The sequence below is a fragment of the Ligilactobacillus ruminis DSM 20403 = NBRC 102161 genome, assembly GCF_900113455.1.
Taxonomy (GTDB): domain Bacteria; phylum Bacillota; class Bacilli; order Lactobacillales; family Lactobacillaceae; genus Ligilactobacillus; species Ligilactobacillus ruminis.
The window spans coordinates 1-17,303 of record NZ_FOPI01000007.1; the positions used below are offsets into that span (position 1 = coordinate 1).

Below are 17,303 nucleotides of genomic sequence, written 5' to 3' on the forward strand. Positions count from 1 at the left end.
CGTCAACTTTTGAAGGCGCAAGGGCTAATGCCGTTGCGCTGTCGCTGATATATACGGCCAAACTTAATCAGTTGGATCCTGAAAAATACTTGAGAAAAGTATTAACGGAGATTACCAACATTGAGGTATTTGATCCTGAAAGGTTCCGCCAACTTCTCCCATGGAACATCGATCTTACCTCATAAATAAGAAAATAAAAACGATGCATACGCAATAACCTGAGATAATAATACTATCTCGGGCTATTTGTGTACACACCGCTGTTTTAACGACCGCTTACGTATTTTTTGAACAAAATAAAAAAGCCAGGTTACAAACCTGACTTCTTTACCTCTTAGTGCTTTGAAATATTCAGACGGTTCATCGCACGGCGTAACGAAACTTCAGCACGACGAAGATCATCGACATTATGCGTTTCTTTAGCCGTCGCAATCCGTTTTTCAGCACGTGCACGCGCACGTTCAGCACGCGATGCATCAATATTTTCCTTTCGCTCGGCAGATGATGCCACAACGGACAAGACGTTGTTTGAAAATTCAATAAAACCGCCGCTGACGGCAATTTCATCAAAACTGTCTTCTCCAGTCTTGACGCGTACTTCATCAATTGCAAGCGAAGCGAGCAACGGAACTCGATTCGGCATGATACCTACTTCACCAAGAGTAGTCTTGCAAACTGCCAAATCTGTCGTGTTATCATACACGACGCCATCCGGAGTAACGACATTCACAGTTAATAAGGACTTATCATCCATTGGACGCTACCTCCTTACTTGCTTGTCATTTTCTTTGCTTTTTCTACAACGTCTTCAATCGGACCGCATTGACGGAACGCATCTTCAGGAAGATCGTCATATTTGCCTTCAAGGATTTCTTTAAAGCCTTTAACAGTTTCTTCAACAGGTACGTATGATCCAGGAATGCCAGTGAAACGTTCGGCAACGTGGAAGTTTTGTGACAAGAAGAATTGGATACGACGTGCACGAGCAACGATAACTTTTTCTTCATCAGACAATTCATCCATCCCCAAAATAGAGATAATGTCTTGCAATTCACGATAGCGTTGAAGCACATGTTGAACTTCCGTAGCAACCTGATAGTGTTCTTCACCAACAATTTCAGGCGAAAGAGCACTTGAAGTTGATGCCAATGGATCAACGGCCGGATAAATACCTTGCTGCGTCAAAGAACGTTCCAAGTTGGTCGTAGCATCCAAGTGAGCAAACGTTGTTGCAGGCGCAGGGTCAGTATAGTCATCGGCTGGAACATATACAGCTTGAATAGATGTTACGGACCCTTTCTTTGTCGAAGTAATTCGTTCTTGCAATTGACCCATTTCAGTAGCCAATGTTGGCTGATAACCAACAGCTGACGGAATGCGACCAAGCAAAGCGGAAACTTCGGAACCGGCTTGCGTGAAACGAAAAATATTGTCAATGAAGAGCAACACGTCCTGGCCTTCAACGTCACGGAAATATTCCGCAATCGTCAAGCCGGTCAAAGCAACGCGCATACGTGCTCCAGGCGGCTCATTCATCTGACCAAAGACCATGGCCGTTTTTTCCAAAACGCCTGACTCTTTCATTTCATAATACAAGTCATTGCCTTCACGCGTACGTTCGCCAACACCGGTGAAAACGGAAATACCATTATGTTCTTGCGCAATGTTGTGAATCAATTCCTGAATAAGAACCGTCTTGCCAACACCGGCGCCACCGAATAAACCAATCTTGCCGCCTTTGATATAAGGTGCCAAAAGATCGATAACCTTGATACCCGTTTCAAGAATTTCAGTACCCGTACTCAATTCTTCATATGAAGGTGCATCGCGGTGAATAGGATCACGACGATGATCTTCTTCAAATTCCGGCCCATTGTCAATTGGTTCCCCCAAAACGTTGAAAACACGTCCCAAAGTATCCTTACCAACGGGCACACTGATAGAGCGACCAGTATCAACAACTTCTGCGCCACGCTTCAAACCATCCGTGGAATCCATTGCAATCGTGCGCATAACTCCATCGCCAAGTTCAAGCGTAACTTCGATGATTAAATCAGTACCATCTTCGCGCTTAACTTTTAAAGCATTGTTGATATCAGGTAAAGACTCGCTCAGAGGGAATTGGACATCGACAACAGGGCCGATAACTTGAACTACTTTACCGTAACTCATTTGTTAATTCCTCCTACTATTCTAATCTAAGGCAGCCTGTGCACCTGTGATTTCCGTAATTTCAGTCGTAATTGCACTTTGACGAGCTCGATTGAACTGCAATTCAAGTGACGAAATAACGTCTTTGGCATTATCCGTTGCGGACTTCATCGCAGTCGAACTGCATGCATGTTCAGAAGTCTTGGCATCAAGAATTGCGCCGTAAACCAAACTCTCCGCATATTGAGGTAAAATAACCTCTAAGATTGCATCCTGAGACGGTTCGGTCTCATATTCGATCTGATAATCATTTTCATCTTGTTCCGTCAAATCATCAGTTCCCATGTTTTCTGCAGAAATCGGGAGCATCTGTTCAGCACGGAAAACAGAAGTCAAAGTGTTCACAAAGTGGCTATAGCAAACGACCAATTGGTCATAAGCTTCATTGTCATACATCGAAACGATTGTCTCAACGATTGGACGAATTTCCTTAAACGTCGGTACATCGCTGACGCCACGATATTCATAAACAATGTTGTATCCACGCTTGCTGAAGAAATCAGCACCTGTGCCGCCAATAGCGATAATCACAGTATCTTCTGTGTTGTGGTTGCCGTTTTTAATCAAATCCATAGTCGACTTGATGACATTGCTGTTATAGCTGCCTACCAAACCGCGATCAGACGTGATAACGACAATCCCGGTCTTTTTGACCGGTCTTTGCTTAATCATGCTTAACGTATTGACTTTGCCATCTTGGCTCTTCCCAACCTCTCCGCTGACTGCGGAAGAATCCAGCAGGTGAGATTTTGCCAAGTGGGTGATGACACTGCGAATCTTGGATGAGTAAATCTGATAGTTGGCGGCATGCTTTTGAATCTGATTAAGCTTTGCCGTTGAAACCATCTGCATCGCACCCGTGATTTGTCCCGTCTTCTTGGTCGAAACGATTCGACGTTTAACTTCTTGCATAGAAGCAGGCATCAGTTCTCACCATCCTTTCTTATTCTGCGCTTGGTTGGAAAGTTTCTGCAAATTCAGAGATAGCAGCATCAAGCTTTTCCGTATCTGGCAACTTGCCAGTTGTCTTGATTTCATCCAAAAGATCCTTGTAATTGTTATCGAAGAAATCAAACAATGAATCTTGGTAAGCCAAAATATCATCAACGGCAACGGAATCGAGATATCCGTGTGTCAATGCATACAAGATGACAACCTGTTTTTCAACGGGAAGCGGCTTGTGCAACGGCTGTTTCAATACTTCAACAGTCCGACGACCACGATTCAATTTAGCTTGCGTAGCTTCATCAAGGTCTGAACCAAATTGAGCAAACGATTCAAGTTCACGATATGATGAAAGATCCAAACGAAGCGTACCGGCAACCTTCTTCATCGCCTTGATTTGCGCATCCCCACCAACACGGGAAACAGAAGTTCCGGCATCGATCGCAGGACGAACGCCTGAATAGAAATTATCGCTATCCAAGAAAATTTGTCCGTCAGTAATCGAAATAACGTTTGTCGGAATGTATGCCGAAACGTCGCCAGCCTTTGTTTCAATGAATGGGAGAGCAGTCATCGAACCTCCGCCAAGCTCATCGCTCAACTTGGCCGCACGTTCAAGCAAACGTGAGTGCAAGTAGAAGACATCGCCAGGATAAGCTTCACGACCAGGCGGACGTCTCAAAATAAGTGAAAGTTCACGATAAGCGTCAGCCTGCTTGGACAAATCATCATAAACGATCAAAACATGCTTGCCGTTGAACATGAATTCTTCCCCCATTGCCGCACCGGCATATGGAGCAAGCCACAACAACGGAGCCGGTGAAGAAGGACCGGCAGAAACAACGATCGTGTAGTCCATTGCGCCGTACTTGCGCAAAGTTTCAACCTGCGTGCGCACGGTTGATTCCTTTTGACCAATTGCAACATAGATACAAATCATGCCCTGACCTTTTTGGTTGATGATCGTATCAATAGCAATTGAAGTCTTACCTGTCTTACGGTCACCGATAACCAATTCACGTTGGCCGCGACCGATCGGAACCAAGGCATCGATTGCTTTAATACCTGTTTGCAAAGGTTCCGTAACAGATTGACGGTCCATAACGCCGGGAGCTTTATGCTCGACTGGACGTGTCTTATCTGTCTTGATTTCTCCTAAACCGTCGATAGGTTGTCCCAATGGGTTAACAACGCGCCCGATAAGAGCATCGCCTACAGGGACTTCCATGATGCGGCCGGTACGCTTAACGGTATCGCCTTCGCGAATACCCTTGAAACTACCGAGAACAACGATACCTACATCGTTGGCTTCCAAGTTTTGAGCCATTCCGTATGTACCGTCTTCAAATTGAAGCAGTTCACCGGATAAGGCATTATCAAGCCCGTTTGCACGCGCAACACCGTCACCGACGTATGTTACGGTACCAACTTCATCAACGGTAAGCTCATCTTTGTAATTTGCTAATTGTTGCTTGATAAGAGCACTGATTTCCTCAGCCTTAATGCTCATAAAAGTCTCACCTCTTTAAAAATCACTTTAATAACAGACGCTTGATGCTTTCAATCCTTGACTTGATCGAACCATCATAAACGCAGCTTTCTGATTGCATCACCACGCCGCCGATGATATCAGGATCAATCACTGAATCAACCAGGACTTTTTCGGCACCAACAACATTAGCAAACGAAGATGCAAGTTTTTCTTTTTGATCTTCATCCAATTCGATCGCAGTCGTCACTTTTACGCGTACTGTTTTTTCGAATTCGTCGTTCAATCTGTTAAATTCATCGATGACGTCTTCAAGGTTTGCAATTCGTCCATAGTCAAACAACATGTCCAAAAGATTCGTTGTAACCTCTGAAGCCCCATCTGTAATATTCTTGATCATGGCAAGCTTTTCTTCTTGTTTAATTGAAGGACTCGTCATGAACGTGATAAATTTTGGTTCTGCGTCGATAATTTTCTTGATTTCCGCCAATTCAAGAAGAACATCCGAACGAACGTCCTTTTCCTGAACGACTTCAAACAAGGCTTTGCCATAGCGCTTAGCTACTGTTTGTCTATCTAATGCCATTTTGCTTCCCCAACCCTTCGATGTATGAGTCTACCAAGGCTTTTTGATCCTCAGCATTCAATTCTTTTTGAATGATCTTAGAAGCAATTTCAATAGATAATTCAGCTACGTCGTTTTTAATTCCGGACATAGCTTCTTGACGCTGTTGCTCAATGTCTTTTTTGGCATTGTCTTTCATCGTCATGACTTCCGATTGAGCAGAATCAACGATGCTTGCCTTTTGCTGTTCGCCGTTTTGCTTCGCACGATCGATAATCTTTGAAGCTTCAACGTGAGAATCTTTCAAAGCTTCTTCACGTTGTGCAGCCAATTCCTCAGCTTTTTTGCGCGCATCTTCCGCAGAATCGATATCGTTTGCGATTTTGTTTGCACGCTTTTCCATCATCTCAGTTACGGGACCCCAAGCAAAATGCTTAACGGCTGCAATCAAGACTACAAATGTCAGCAAATAAAAGAGAAAGTCGCCCCATTGAACACCTTCAGCAGCACCGATTAAAAATGTTGCATTCATCTATTGACACCTCCTAATCTGACAATATCTAAAAACATATTGATAGAATAGGATTACTTGTTCAACAACATGAATGAAATAACAACGGCGATGATAGGAACGGCTTCAATCAAACCAACACCGATAAACATCGTCGTACGCAATTGACCGGAAAGTTCCGGCTGACGTGCCATTGATTCAAGAGTCTTGGAAATTACAAGACCGTTACCAATACCTGTACCGATAGCAGCGAAACCTGCGGCAAGACCCGCACCAAATAAAGCTAAACCTGTTGCCATAATATAAAATCCTCCTCGATTTTCCTATGTGTTATTCTTTTTCGACCTTTTGAGACATATAAACCATTGTCAACGTTACAAAGACGTAGGCCTGGATTGAACCAATAAATACTGAGAAACCTTGCCAAACCATCTCAAGCGGAAAGGCCGGAATCAATGTCCATGGTGCAGCCGCTTTTCCCAATTGTTGATAAATTACGGTCAGCAAAACTTCACCAGAATAGATATTCCCGTAAAGACGCAAAGCCAATGTCAAGAAATTCGTAAATTGTTCGATGATATTAATCGGGAACAATGCGGGCATCGGGCTGAAATAAGAATTCTTTACATAACCCTTAAACCCGAATTTCACGACACCCATCAAGTGGGACAGCAGCAATACAGCGAAGGCAAGTGTCAAAGTTGTCGCCGTAGAAGCAGTAGGACTCTTGATGTAGGTAATGCCACCAACGTTGACCTGGAAAATTAAACCAAGCTGGTTGGAGATGAAAATGAACATAAAAAGCGTAAACGCCAAAACGCCATACTTCTTGCCCTCTTCATCAGGAATTGCACTTTTGACAATTCCGTTGGTGAAATCAATTGCCCATTCAAGAACGTTCTGTTTTCCGTTTGGTTTCATCTCCACCTTTCGAGACAGCCAAAATACTAAGAAAAATACGATAAGTGCTGCAACGAAACCTGACAGACAGTTTCCGACATTGAAAGGAATACCAAAAAGCTTCAATACTTGAGCTTCTTCACTCACAAAGTCTCACCTCTTTTCAAATGTGATCAATACGGTCAAACATCTTGGTCGAACCATAAGGATAAAGCAAGACAAAGACACAAAAATATCTTTGAATACAACTGAAATAATACCACCATTTACGTGAAAATACAAAGCAGAAAAAACAGGTTTTTCATGGCATTTTCGCGAAAAGTTGTGAAGAAATACGTATAAAGACTGATGAAAATGTGTATTTTCAAAGGCTTATAGCGCTTCCAAGGTAATTTCAAATTTATTTCTTATTTTCAGAATTTTCTGACATTTTGTTTATTTTGTTCCAAATAAACGGTCGCCTGCATCTCCCAATCCCGGAACGATATAACCGTCTTCATTCAAATGATCGTCCAAAGAAGCAGCAAAAATATCAATGTCCGGATGCGCCTCTCGCAAAGCCTTGACACCTTCAGGAGCCGCTACCAGACAAACGAACTTGATGGACTTGGCACCGCGTTTCTTCAAAGCATCAACGGCCATGATTGCAGATCCGCCCGTCGCAAGCATCGGATCGACGATGAACATGTCTCGATCACCAAGATCACCGGGCATCTTCACGAAATATTCGTGCGGCTGAAGAGTTTCCTCATCACGGTACATCCCGATATGTCCGACTTTTGCCGCCGGAATCAAATTCAATATCCCTTCGACCATTCCAAGGCCCGCGCGAAGAATCGGAACAATGACGACTTTCTTTCCGGCAAGACGCTTCTTGACCGTCTTGCCCATCGGTGTTTCGATTTCAACGTCTTCAAGTGGCATGTCTCTTGAAACTTCATATGCCATCAGCGTTGCAATTTCATCGACGACCTGTCGAAATTCGCGCGTTCCGCAATCCTTTTTTCGAATAATCGTTAATTTGTGTTGAATCAATGGATGGTCCAAGACCTCGAATTTTCCCATGATATCCACCTGTCGTATAAAATACGGACAATCATGGCCCCGTGTGGTTATTCGGCCATGCTTGAGAAAGAAAATACGACTTTTCCTTTCCTTAATTGTTTTTGCCGCAAACATCGCATCCGATATTCCGATCGAAGTCCTTAAAAATTGGTCGGAATCCGTTTTTGCATGATTGTAACCAGCAGTAATATCCACCCCGCATTCTGCTCTTTCTGTGGATATCGACTTTTTTGACTATGACCTCTTTCCGGTCCTGCTTTTACATAATAATTTTAGCCGAAACAAAACTTTTTTTCTATAAAATTATACCAAAAGAGAGTCTCCAAATCATCAGACACTCCCCCCAAATCAAATTTTGTCAAAAAAAACGTTTCCGGCAGACTTTTTCAGTCGATTCATGTATGCTTCGCCAAGTCCTGCTTCTTTCACTCCTGCACACAAAATAAAGTCGACCTTTTCTTCTGAATCAAAATAACGCAACCCGGCAAACAGGCGACGACTGGCATCAAAAACCGTGTCCCCCAAGCTATATGACAGTTTCTTTGGAAGATCTGCATTTTTTAAAACTTCATTGAATGCCATCACGCCGACACTTTCCTGCCTGTTTTCGCGCCACAAAAGAGCCTTGTCCCATTCTCCTGCTTTGACGATCAGAACCTGAGCATCCGGCGCATAGTGCTTATACTTCATTCCAGGGGCTTTTGGGACTTCTTTCATGCCGACCCTGTGTTTGTCTGATAAAACGGTTTCCCTGAGCACTTCTTCAAGCTGCTCAACGGTCACTGCACCAGGTCTCAAGATAACCGGATGCTCCGAACTCAGATCGATGATTGTTGATTCGACTCCGACCCGAGTCGGTCCGTCATCCAAAATCCCGGCAATTCGTCCTTCCAAATCATGATAAACATGCTGTGCGGTCGTCGGACTGGGCTTTCCGGAAGAATTGGCGGAAGGACCGACAATGGGAATGCCTGCCGATTCAATCAGCTTAAGCGTTGCTTTGTTTTGAGGCATGCGAAAAGCGGCCGTTTCCAGTCCGCCAGTGACTGCTTTCGACAGTGCCCCTTCTTTGATTTTCAAAATCATCGTCAACGGTCCGGGCCAAAAAGCATCCATCAGCTTAACCGCTCTTTCAGGCAAGCTTTCGACATACTCCTCAACCATTTTTCGTGAAGAAACCGTTACAATCAAAGGATTGTCAGAGGGTCTTCCCTTTGCCAAATACACTCTCTTGACTGCCTGCTCATTTGTCGCATCTGCACCGAGACCATACACGGTTTCTGTGGGAAACGCGATTAATTCTCCAAGGCGCAGTTCATTTGCCGCTTTTTCGATTTCGTCGGTTGTATAAATTTTAGTAATCAGCATCTTTTTCCCTTTCCAAGCTCAAAAACGAACTCTGACCATCCGATCATGTCCGCTTTCATCTTTTTTAAGCGTAACTTCTGCTTTCGGATAAGCCTTTTCAAACATTTCAACCACGGCTTTTCCCTGTAAAAATCCAATCTCAAGATATAAGCTGCCATCATTTTTAAGATGATCTTTTAGCTGGCGACAAATTTTTTGATAAATCGCAAGGCCATTGTTTTCAGCAAACAAGGCCAGCGTGGGTTCATGTTCCAACACGCTCTTATCCATGTACTTTTTTTCTGATTCGGCAATGTATGGAGGATTTGACACGATGATGTCAAATTTGCCGTCAATCGCATCAAAAACGTCGCTCAATTTGAATTCAGCATTGATCTTCAATCGTTTGGCATTTTTTTGGGCAACCCCCAAAGCCTCCGAAGAAACATCACTAAGCATTCCATTCCACAAAGGCTTTTCGGCCTTAAGCGTCAAACCGATTGCTCCGCTTCCGGTTCCGATGTCTAAAAATTCAGCATCCGTCCCAGGATTATCATGCAGAATCCATTCCACCAAATCTTCAGTCTCAACCCTCGGAATAAGCGTGCTTTCATTGACAAAAAAAGTCCTCTTGAAAAAGACCGCTTTTGAAAGCACATATTGCGGAGGAATCCCTTCGGCGCATTTTCCAACGTTTTGCCTGAAGACCTCAAAGTCTTCCTTCGAGAATTCATCGCGATAGTGCATCAACAAATGCGTAACGTCCCAGTCCATCTGACCGCAAATCAGCATATCGATCGTGCTGCGTTCCATTCCGTGATCGTCAGCAAAAGAAAAAGCCCATTTCTGGGCTTCAAAAACATTCATCTTATCAGCCATTTTGCAATTCTTCCAAAGCTTTGGTCTGATCATAGAGCACGAGCGCATCGATAACGTCATCCAACTCGCCATTCATGATTCTGTCGAGCTTGTTGAGCGACAAGCCGATGCGATGATCCGTCACGCGATTTTGCGGATAATTGTAGGTTCTGATTCTCTCGGAACGATCACCGGTTCCGACGGCAGACTTGCGATTTTCGTCATATTCGCTTTGTTCCTGCGATTTGTAGTAATCGTAAACGCGCGCTTTCAAAATTTTCATTGCCTTCTCACGGTTCTGCTGCTGCGAACGCTGATCTTGCATCGCAACAACGATTCCCGTTGGGAGGTGAGTCATTCGAACGGCAGAACTGGTTTTGTTGATGTGCTGTCCGCCGGCACCGGACGAACGATAGACGTCAACTCTGATATCTTTTGGATCAAGATCGATTTCAACGTCTTCTTCTTCCGGCATCACAACGACAGTTGCAGTCGAAGTATGAACGCGTCCTGCCGATTCCGTTACTGGAACTCGCTGAACACGGTGTGCTCCGCTTTCGTACTTGAGCTTTGACCAAACGTTTTTGCCATTGATGGTAAGCGCAATTTCTTTAAATCCCCCGACCTCAGTCATATTTTTGTCAATGACTTCAATCGACCATCCTTGCCGTTCGGCATATTTGCTGTACATCGAAAACAGATCTGCAGCAAACAGACTTGCTTCATCACCGCCGGCAGCACCGCGAATCTCCATGATAAGGTCTTTGCCATCGTTAGGGTCTTTTGGCAAAAGCAAAATTTTGATCTCTTGTTCAAGTTTCTGCTTTTCATTTTTTGAATCAGAAAGTTCTTCCTTGACCATTGCGGCCATTTCGTCATCAAGCCCTGTAGAAAGCATTTCCTCATCGTCTTTTATCTGCTGCACGACCTGTTTATATTTTTCATATTTCTCAACCGTTTCGCGCAAATCGGCCATTTCCTTGGACAGTTCCATAAAACGCTTGGAATCTGCAATCACGTCAGGATCCGATAAAAGTTCGCCTAATTCTTCATAGCGATCTGCCAGCATTTGAAGCCTGTCGAATAGTTTATCCATTTTCATTCTCCTTTTCAATAATATGTGCGTTTTTCATTGGCGGAAAGAAATAATGCTTGCGACAAACCGGATAATACGATTCGTTTCCGCCGATTAAAATCTGTTCTCCGTCATAAACGGGCTTTCCATCATTAACACGCAGGTTCATTATTGCTTTCTTGCAGCAAAACCAGCAAATCGTTTTCATTTCTTCTATTTTGTCTGCATAGAGCAATAAATATTTTGATCCCTCAAACAATTCGTTTCTGAAATCGTTTTTTAATCCAAAAGTCATTACGGGAATCTTTAGCTCATCAACGACTTTCGTCAATTCCAATACATGGTGTTTCGACAGAAACTGGGCTTCGTCCACCAGCACGCACGATGCGTCGGGATTGATCGAAACGACCTTTTCATACAGATCGTCTTCGTCAAACACCGGAACTGCTTTGCGTTTCATCCCTATTCGACTCGAAACGTATCCGACCGAATCGCGGTCATCGATTCCGCTTGTCATGATGATGACGCTCTTGTTTTGTTCCTCATAATTATGAGCAACTTTAAGGATTTCTATCGTTTTGCCACTGTTCATTGCGCCGTAACGAAAAAAAAGCTGTGCCACTTGATAAGCCCCCATCTGAAAAAATTCGTTCCTTTCAAGTATATATTATTCGCGCAAAAATTTCATCACTAAAAATTTTTTGTCCGAACAAAATACGTGCCTTATGCAAAATTCATGGTAAAATGTTTTTGATGTATCTAGAATTGGAGGAAGTAAAATGTCTTTCAGAAGTTCACTTGCAATTCTAGCCGGAAAGTCTTCCCGCTGGTTTTTGCATAACTTTATGCACGGAGGAACCTCTCTTCCCGGCAAATTGACCCTCAAAATTGATCCGAACGTGCTTCAAACCCTTGCCAAAGACTACGAAATCATTGTCATCACAGGCACGAACGGCAAAACTCTGACCACGGCTTTGACGGTCAAAGTCCTTGAATCAAAATTCGGTCACGTTCTGACCAATAAGAGCGGTTCAAACATGAAACAAGGTATCGTCACTGCATTTTTATCGGATAAAGTTTCAGAAAAATCCGGCAAAAAGCTGGCCGTCCTCGAAACGGACGAAGCTAATGTTCCGATTATCTGTCGCTACGTAAGTCCTTCAATTTTTGTTTTGACCAATCTTTTCCGCGATCAGATGGATCGCTACGGTGAAATCTACACGACTTATGATAAAATTCTGACCGGAATTCGCATGCATCCCGATGCGCTCGTGATTGCCAATGGAGATGCTCCGATCTTCAACAGCAAAGAATTGAAAAACAAGGTCGTTTACTACGGTTTTGCAGACAAAGAAGAAGAAGATCAAAAAGCTCCCGCAAATACCGATGGTCTGCTTTGTCCGCGCTGCCACCATATTCTGCATTTTAAATACAGAACCTACAGCAACCTTGGTAAATATTTCTGTCCCGAATGCGGTTTTAAACGACCTGAACTGACGTATTCGCTAAATCAGATCAGTTCTCAGTCGCCACAATCATCTGTTTTTGAAATTGACAGCGCAAAAGTCGAGCTGCATATCGGCGGAACCTATAATATCTACAATGCCCTGGCAGCATATTCAGTCGGCCGAACCCTGGGACTTTCAGGAGATGAATCCGCACGAGCTCTGAGCGATAACGACGAAAAAGTCTTTGGCAGACAGGAAGTCATCAACATCGACGACAAACAGACGACTTTGATTCTGGTCAAGAACCCGGTCGGGCTCGACCAGGTTCTTGAAATGATTTCAACCGACAAGGAACCCTTTTCACTGGCAGTCCTGCTTAATGCCAATTATGCTGACGGAATCGATACAAGCTGGATTTGGGACGGGAACTTCGAAGGACTTCCGTTTGACAGAATTCCTTCCGTTTTAACGGGCGGAGAGCGCTATAAGGATATCACTTTCCGTTTGCGAGTTGCCGGCGTTCCTGAAAAAAACTTCAGTCAGCGCGAAAAGCTCGAAGACGTTGTTTCGTTTATCAAACAGATGCCGACTGATCATGTCTACGTTTTGGCAACATATACTGCCGTTTTGCAGTTGCGCAAGCTTTTGAGCGAACAAAGATATATCAAAGGAGGGATGGACTGATGGGCTACTTGCTTCATTTGGCACACTTATACGGCGATCTTTTGAACACTTACGGAGACATCGGCAATGTTTTGGTGCTTGAGTATTATGCAAAACAAATGGGCATCGAGTTTACCAGCGAAATCGTCTCGATTGAACAGGACTTCGATGAAAAAAAATTTGATCTTGCCTTTTTCGGCGGCGGTCAGGATTTTGAGCAGGCAATCGTTTCAAAAGACATTCAGCGCATGAAGGAATCTTTGACGACATTCATTGAAGACGATGGCCCGATGCTTGCCATCTGCGGTGGCTATCAGCTTCTTGGTCAATACTATATCGGTGCTCACGGTGAAAGAATCGAAGGTATTCATGCCTTGAGCCATCATACTGAAAGTCAGATCAACCATCGTTTCATCGGTGACATTACGATTAAAAACGAAGAAACCGGCGAAACATACCATGGTTTCGAAAACCACAACGGATTGACTTTTCTTGGAGAAGATGAAAAGCCGCTCGGAATCGTCATTTCAGGAAATGGCAACAACGGAAGCGACAAGACTGAAGGAGCCATCTACAAAAACGTCTGCTGCTCATACTTCCATGGACCGATTCTTGCAAGAAACGGTCTTTTGGCCAAGCGTTTGCTGCTCGCTGCGTTAAAACGCAAATATCCGAATGATGATTTTTCAAAACAGGAAGCGTTGGAAATCAAGGCAACTTATTAATGAAACGTAAACGTTTCGGGGCGAGGAATTTGTTTTCTCGTCTTTTTTGCGTCTCTAATTGCTAAAAATAGGCTGCAAAAAGTCCCGTTTCCTCTTGAATTAAATGAAATATCGAACAATGCGGTCGGTTTTTGACTGATTTTGTCCAGCATTCCCTTAATTTCGATGTATAAAACTACTCTTTTTAGTTAAATACAGTGACGCTCAACCAATCTATCCAAGATTTCATTCAAATTTAAGGACACGTGTTGCTTTGAGTTATTTCCATCACCACGGACAATTGTCACGCATACACAAAAAACCGGAATAGATTTGCAATTGATTACAAATCATCCGGTTTTTAAATTTGAGGCATAGTTTTTCAAGCCTGTTCAAATTCAAATATTTAAATTAAGCTTTTTGACCAGGTTCAGAAGCGATAATCATGACGTTGCCTGAAACGGTCCATTCCTTAACATCAAATGGAAGAACGAAGTGAACGCCTTTTTCAATTTCATAATCCTTGCCGTCAACCGTCAGCTTGCCTTTGCCGTCCAAAACGGATACGAGCGTATAAGGTGCTTCTTCGCGCTTGAACGTTGCGCTGCCGCCCTTAAGAACCCATCTGTAGACGGCGAAGAAGTCAGTCGAAACAAAACGCGTAACCTCAGCATCGCCAACTTTATATTCCTTGCGGTCAATCTTTGGATCCACATGCGGAACGTTCGTAACGTCGATTGATTGCTTAATGTGAAGTTCGCGCTTTTGCCCCGTTGTTGCATCAACGCGATCAAAATCATAAAGACGGTATGTCGTGTCAGAGCTTTGCTGCGTTTCAAGCACCATGATGCCGGCGCCGATTGCATGAATCGTACCAGAAGGAACGTACAAAAAATCACCAGGTTTAACGGGAACTTTGCGTAAAAGCTTGTCCCATTCATGATTCTCAATCATTTCAGCTAATTCTTCACGACTATTCGCATGATGACCATAGTACATCTGCGCTCCTTCATCAGCAGCCAAAATATACCAGCATTCCGTTTTGCCGAGTTCGTGTTCGTGTTCTTCGGCATAAGCATCGTCAGGATGGACTTGAACGGAAAGATCTTTTTTGGCATCCAAAATCTTTGTCAAAAGCGGAAAAACGTCACCTTCAGCATTCCCGAATGCTTCGCGATGCTTATTCCAAACTTCGTCAAGAGTCATCCCTTTGTATGGTCCGTTAATGACCGTTGCAGGACCATGCTTGTGTGCTGAAATTGCCCAGCATTCACCCGTATGATCACTTGGAATGTCGTATCCGTAAACAGTATTTAAACGATTGCCGCCCCATATTTTTTCCTGGAAGACAGGCTTTAAAAACATTGGTTCCGTCATCAAAATCACCTCTAAAAATGTATATACATATTATAGCATAGCTTTCTTGTTTTTGCACAAAATATTTGTAAACATTTTCATCTACTTTTATTGATTTTCTTTTAAATAACACTCGATGATCTTATCGCGACAATCAAGAAATTTTTGATTGTCCGAAGTCGGATGCACGCGGTTGGTCAAAACAACCAATGCTGATTGCCGTTTCTTGTCAATCAAAATAAACGTTCCGGTAAAGCCGGTATGGTAAAGACAAGGTGTTCCATCATAAGAAAAACGCAGATCCCATCCTAAAGAGCGGCCAAGATGTCTGTTTGGAGTATGATCTTGGAACAGGCTCCTGATTGTTGCATCAGACACGACCGGCTTGTGCGGATCATTTTCAAGCATCCAGTTCGAAAAACGCACCAAATCATTGAGACTCATAAACAATCCGGCAGATCCGCAATGTTTGCCAAGAATAAACGCCTTTGGATCATGAACGATGCCTTGAATCAATCCACGTTTTTCAGTGTATTCCGTCGGTACGCATTTGTCGCTTGAAGGGGTAAAAGTACTTTCTTTCAATCCGAGCGGTTTGAGAACTTCTTGTTCAATCGCATCCTGGACCGGCATCCCGTATATTTTTTCAATAATCTGTCCCAAAAGAATCGGACCGATATCTGCATAGACGACTTTCTTTTCGAACCAGTCGCCGACTTTTAACGTATATAAAGCATCCATCAGCTCGGTTGCAGAAAGTCCATTGCGATTTTTGATATATCCGGTAAGCGCCGACGTATGAGTCAATAAATGCCTGAGGGTGACTCTTTTGTCACTGAATTTTTCAAGATAGTCACATACCCGATCATCAACCGTTAACTTTCCAATCTCCTGCAAATGCAAAATCAAAGTCGTCGTCCCGATGACTTTTGTCAAAGATGCAACATCATACAGCTTGCCATACGTCAATTTCTTTTTGAACGGAACCACCTGTTCCATTCCAAAAACTTCGCTTTGAACGTATCCGTCCTTGATCATAGCATACGAGACGCCAGGAACGATGCCTTCCTCAGCCAATTTATGAATCAAGGACGTTGTTTTTTCATTAATCAATCTTTTCACTCTCTTGCTTAATCTGGTTTACATATTTTATTTCGAAATTGCCGTTTTTGTAATCTATCAGGCTGGCTCGCGAATTATCGACCAAAAATAACGGCACCTCGCCTTTCAAACTTTCAATGAAGTTGGAAAGAATCAGGCCATGCGTAACGATCAAAATATTAGCATCCTGATCAGGATATTCTTGCGCAATCGTTTCAAGTGCCCGCCTGAAACGTTTTTCCAAATGAACCGAGGTTTCGATTTCTTCTTCGCCGTCCATTGTTCTGAACAGCTCGGTCAGCTCTGCCACGTGCTCATCATTTGCAAAAGCACGCAAAATCCTGCGCAATCCAAGCGTTCTGAGCGCAGTCGGAATTACCGTCATGTTGTTTGCTTCTTCAAATTTTCCAAAGCTCAGTTCACGCAAGTCTGGATCACGGTATACGGGCGGACATCCTCGCTTGTTTTCCGAAAGGATCAATTCGGCAGTTTCATGAGTTCGCTTAAGATCGCTCGTATAAACGGCCGTAAATCGAATATTTTGCAACTCCTTGCCAAGTCGCTTCGCCATTCGTTTGCCTTTTTTGGTCAACGGCGAGTTGGTTGTTCCTTGGAGTCTTCTTGAGCGATTTAATCTCGTTTGTCCGTGACGAACCAAATAAAAATGAATCGTAGCCATGAATCTTCTCACCTCATTTCTTGGAATCGTGTCTAATTATATTATAGTACGACATGCAAAACGTTTCATTCTTTTTTCAAAATCCAGTGCTTGCGGCATCAAAAATTCAATTTTAAAAACAGCGCATCCGAGTTGATTCGAAATGCGTTTATCAAAAAAAGGCTGGAAAAAAAGTCCCGTTTTTCTCTTGAATTAAATGAAATACCAAACGAAGACGGTCGATTTGCGACTGCTTTTGTCAGTCATTTTTTAAATACAGTGCTGCTCAACTAATCTAGTCAAAATCTCATTCAAATTTGCCACCGGCCTCTTTTCGGCTGTTTCCATCACGGAAAGCGATTGTCATGCATACAAAAAAACCGAATCAGACTTGCGATTGCTTGCAA

Annotated in this window: 19 protein-coding genes; 3 read left to right on the forward strand and 16 right to left on the reverse strand. The window is 43.3% G+C overall.

Annotation, left to right across the window (positions count from 1 at the left end; genetic code table 11):
- On the forward strand, positions 1 to 185 hold a 185-nt coding region (locus BMZ95_RS02340; protein WP_143454941.1), incomplete at its 5' end, for a transposase domain-containing protein.
- 149 nt (positions 186 to 334) lie between these two features.
- On the opposite strand, the gene BMZ95_RS02345 is transcribed toward BMZ95_RS02340, so the two are convergent.
- The 13 genes from BMZ95_RS02345 to BMZ95_RS02405 form a co-directional block, all read right to left on the reverse strand.
- Positions 335 to 754 (reverse strand): F0F1 ATP synthase subunit epsilon, encoded by a 420-nt coding sequence (locus BMZ95_RS02345; RefSeq protein ID WP_041820038.1) that lies wholly within the window; start codon positions 752 to 754, stop codon positions 335 to 337.
- Between the two features lie 14 nt (positions 755 to 768).
- Positions 769 to 2,172 (reverse strand): F0F1 ATP synthase subunit beta, encoded by a 1,404-nt coding sequence (gene atpD / locus BMZ95_RS02350; RefSeq protein ID WP_014073774.1) that lies wholly within the window; start codon positions 2,170 to 2,172, stop codon positions 769 to 771.
- Between the two features lie 21 nt (positions 2,173 to 2,193).
- The gene (locus BMZ95_RS02355; RefSeq protein ID WP_014073775.1) at positions 2,194 to 3,135 is read right to left on the reverse strand and encodes a F0F1 ATP synthase subunit gamma; all 942 of its coding nucleotides are present in this window, start codon (positions 3,133 to 3,135) and stop codon (positions 2,194 to 2,196) included.
- Positions 3,136 to 3,154: 19 nt separating this feature from the next.
- Complete coding sequence (atpA, locus tag BMZ95_RS02360) at positions 3,155 to 4,666, reverse strand: F0F1 ATP synthase subunit alpha (RefSeq protein WP_046922693.1); 1,512 nt, start codon at positions 4,664 to 4,666, stop codon at positions 3,155 to 3,157.
- 22 nt (positions 4,667 to 4,688) lie between these two features.
- Positions 4,689 to 5,231, reverse strand: a complete 543-nt coding sequence (gene atpH / locus BMZ95_RS02365) for an ATP synthase F1 subunit delta (RefSeq protein ID WP_046922692.1) — start codon at positions 5,229 to 5,231, stop codon at positions 4,689 to 4,691.
- The gene (gene atpF / locus BMZ95_RS02370; RefSeq protein WP_003694503.1) at positions 5,218 to 5,742 is read right to left on the reverse strand and encodes a F0F1 ATP synthase subunit B; all 525 of its coding nucleotides are present in this window, start codon (positions 5,740 to 5,742) and stop codon (positions 5,218 to 5,220) included. Before atpF ends, atpH begins: the two co-directional genes overlap by 14 nt.
- 53 nt (positions 5,743 to 5,795) lie before the next feature.
- Positions 5,796 to 6,020, reverse strand: coding sequence for a F0F1 ATP synthase subunit C (atpE, locus tag BMZ95_RS02375; protein ID WP_003694505.1), 225 nt, complete (start codon positions 6,018 to 6,020; stop codon positions 5,796 to 5,798).
- 31 nt (positions 6,021 to 6,051) lie between these two features.
- A complete protein-coding gene (atpB, locus tag BMZ95_RS02380; protein WP_014073778.1) occupies positions 6,052 to 6,768 on the reverse strand; it encodes a F0F1 ATP synthase subunit A in 717 nt (238 codons plus the stop codon).
- A gap of 288 nt (positions 6,769 to 7,056) precedes the next feature.
- A complete protein-coding gene (upp, locus tag BMZ95_RS02385) occupies positions 7,057 to 7,686 on the reverse strand; it encodes a uracil phosphoribosyltransferase (protein ID WP_046922691.1) in 630 nt (209 codons plus the stop codon).
- A gap of 348 nt (positions 7,687 to 8,034) precedes the next feature.
- Positions 8,035 to 9,054, reverse strand: coding sequence for an L-threonylcarbamoyladenylate synthase (locus tag BMZ95_RS02390; protein WP_046922690.1), 1,020 nt, complete (start codon positions 9,052 to 9,054; stop codon positions 8,035 to 8,037).
- 18 nt (positions 9,055 to 9,072) lie between these two features.
- Positions 9,073 to 9,912, reverse strand: a complete 840-nt coding sequence (gene prmC, locus BMZ95_RS02395; RefSeq protein WP_046922689.1) for a peptide chain release factor N(5)-glutamine methyltransferase — start codon at positions 9,910 to 9,912, stop codon at positions 9,073 to 9,075.
- Positions 9,905 to 10,987, reverse strand: a complete 1,083-nt coding sequence (prfA, locus tag BMZ95_RS02400; protein WP_003698768.1) for a peptide chain release factor 1 — start codon at positions 10,985 to 10,987, stop codon at positions 9,905 to 9,907. The genes prmC and prfA overlap by 8 nt, the downstream gene beginning before the upstream one ends.
- Complete coding sequence (locus tag BMZ95_RS02405) at positions 10,980 to 11,588, reverse strand: thymidine kinase (RefSeq protein WP_039121705.1); 609 nt, start codon at positions 11,586 to 11,588, stop codon at positions 10,980 to 10,982. Before BMZ95_RS02405 ends, prfA begins: the two co-directional genes overlap by 8 nt.
- A gap of 157 nt (positions 11,589 to 11,745) precedes the next feature.
- Between BMZ95_RS02405 and BMZ95_RS02410 the strand changes: the two genes are divergently transcribed.
- The gene (locus BMZ95_RS02410) at positions 11,746 to 13,098 is read left to right on the forward strand and encodes a Mur ligase family protein (protein ID WP_014073783.1); all 1,353 of its coding nucleotides are present in this window, start codon (positions 11,746 to 11,748) and stop codon (positions 13,096 to 13,098) included.
- Positions 13,098 to 13,802, forward strand: a complete 705-nt coding sequence (locus BMZ95_RS02415) for a type 1 glutamine amidotransferase (RefSeq protein ID WP_046922688.1) — start codon at positions 13,098 to 13,100, stop codon at positions 13,800 to 13,802. Before BMZ95_RS02410 ends, BMZ95_RS02415 begins: the two co-directional genes overlap by 1 nt.
- A gap of 390 nt (positions 13,803 to 14,192) precedes the next feature.
- Here the strand turns inward: BMZ95_RS02415 and manA are convergent, their stop codons facing one another.
- The 3 genes from manA to BMZ95_RS02430 form a co-directional block, all read right to left on the reverse strand.
- Positions 14,193 to 15,158, reverse strand: coding sequence for a mannose-6-phosphate isomerase, class I (gene manA / locus BMZ95_RS02420; protein ID WP_046922687.1), 966 nt, complete (start codon positions 15,156 to 15,158; stop codon positions 14,193 to 14,195).
- Positions 15,159 to 15,245: 87 nt separating this feature from the next.
- The gene (locus BMZ95_RS02425) at positions 15,246 to 16,247 is read right to left on the reverse strand and encodes a serine hydrolase domain-containing protein (protein ID WP_046922695.1); all 1,002 of its coding nucleotides are present in this window, start codon (positions 16,245 to 16,247) and stop codon (positions 15,246 to 15,248) included.
- The gene (locus BMZ95_RS02430) at positions 16,243 to 16,917 is read right to left on the reverse strand and encodes a histidine phosphatase family protein (RefSeq protein WP_046922686.1); all 675 of its coding nucleotides are present in this window, start codon (positions 16,915 to 16,917) and stop codon (positions 16,243 to 16,245) included. Before BMZ95_RS02430 ends, BMZ95_RS02425 begins: the two co-directional genes overlap by 5 nt.
- Between the last annotated feature and the right edge of the window lie 386 nt (positions 16,918 to 17,303).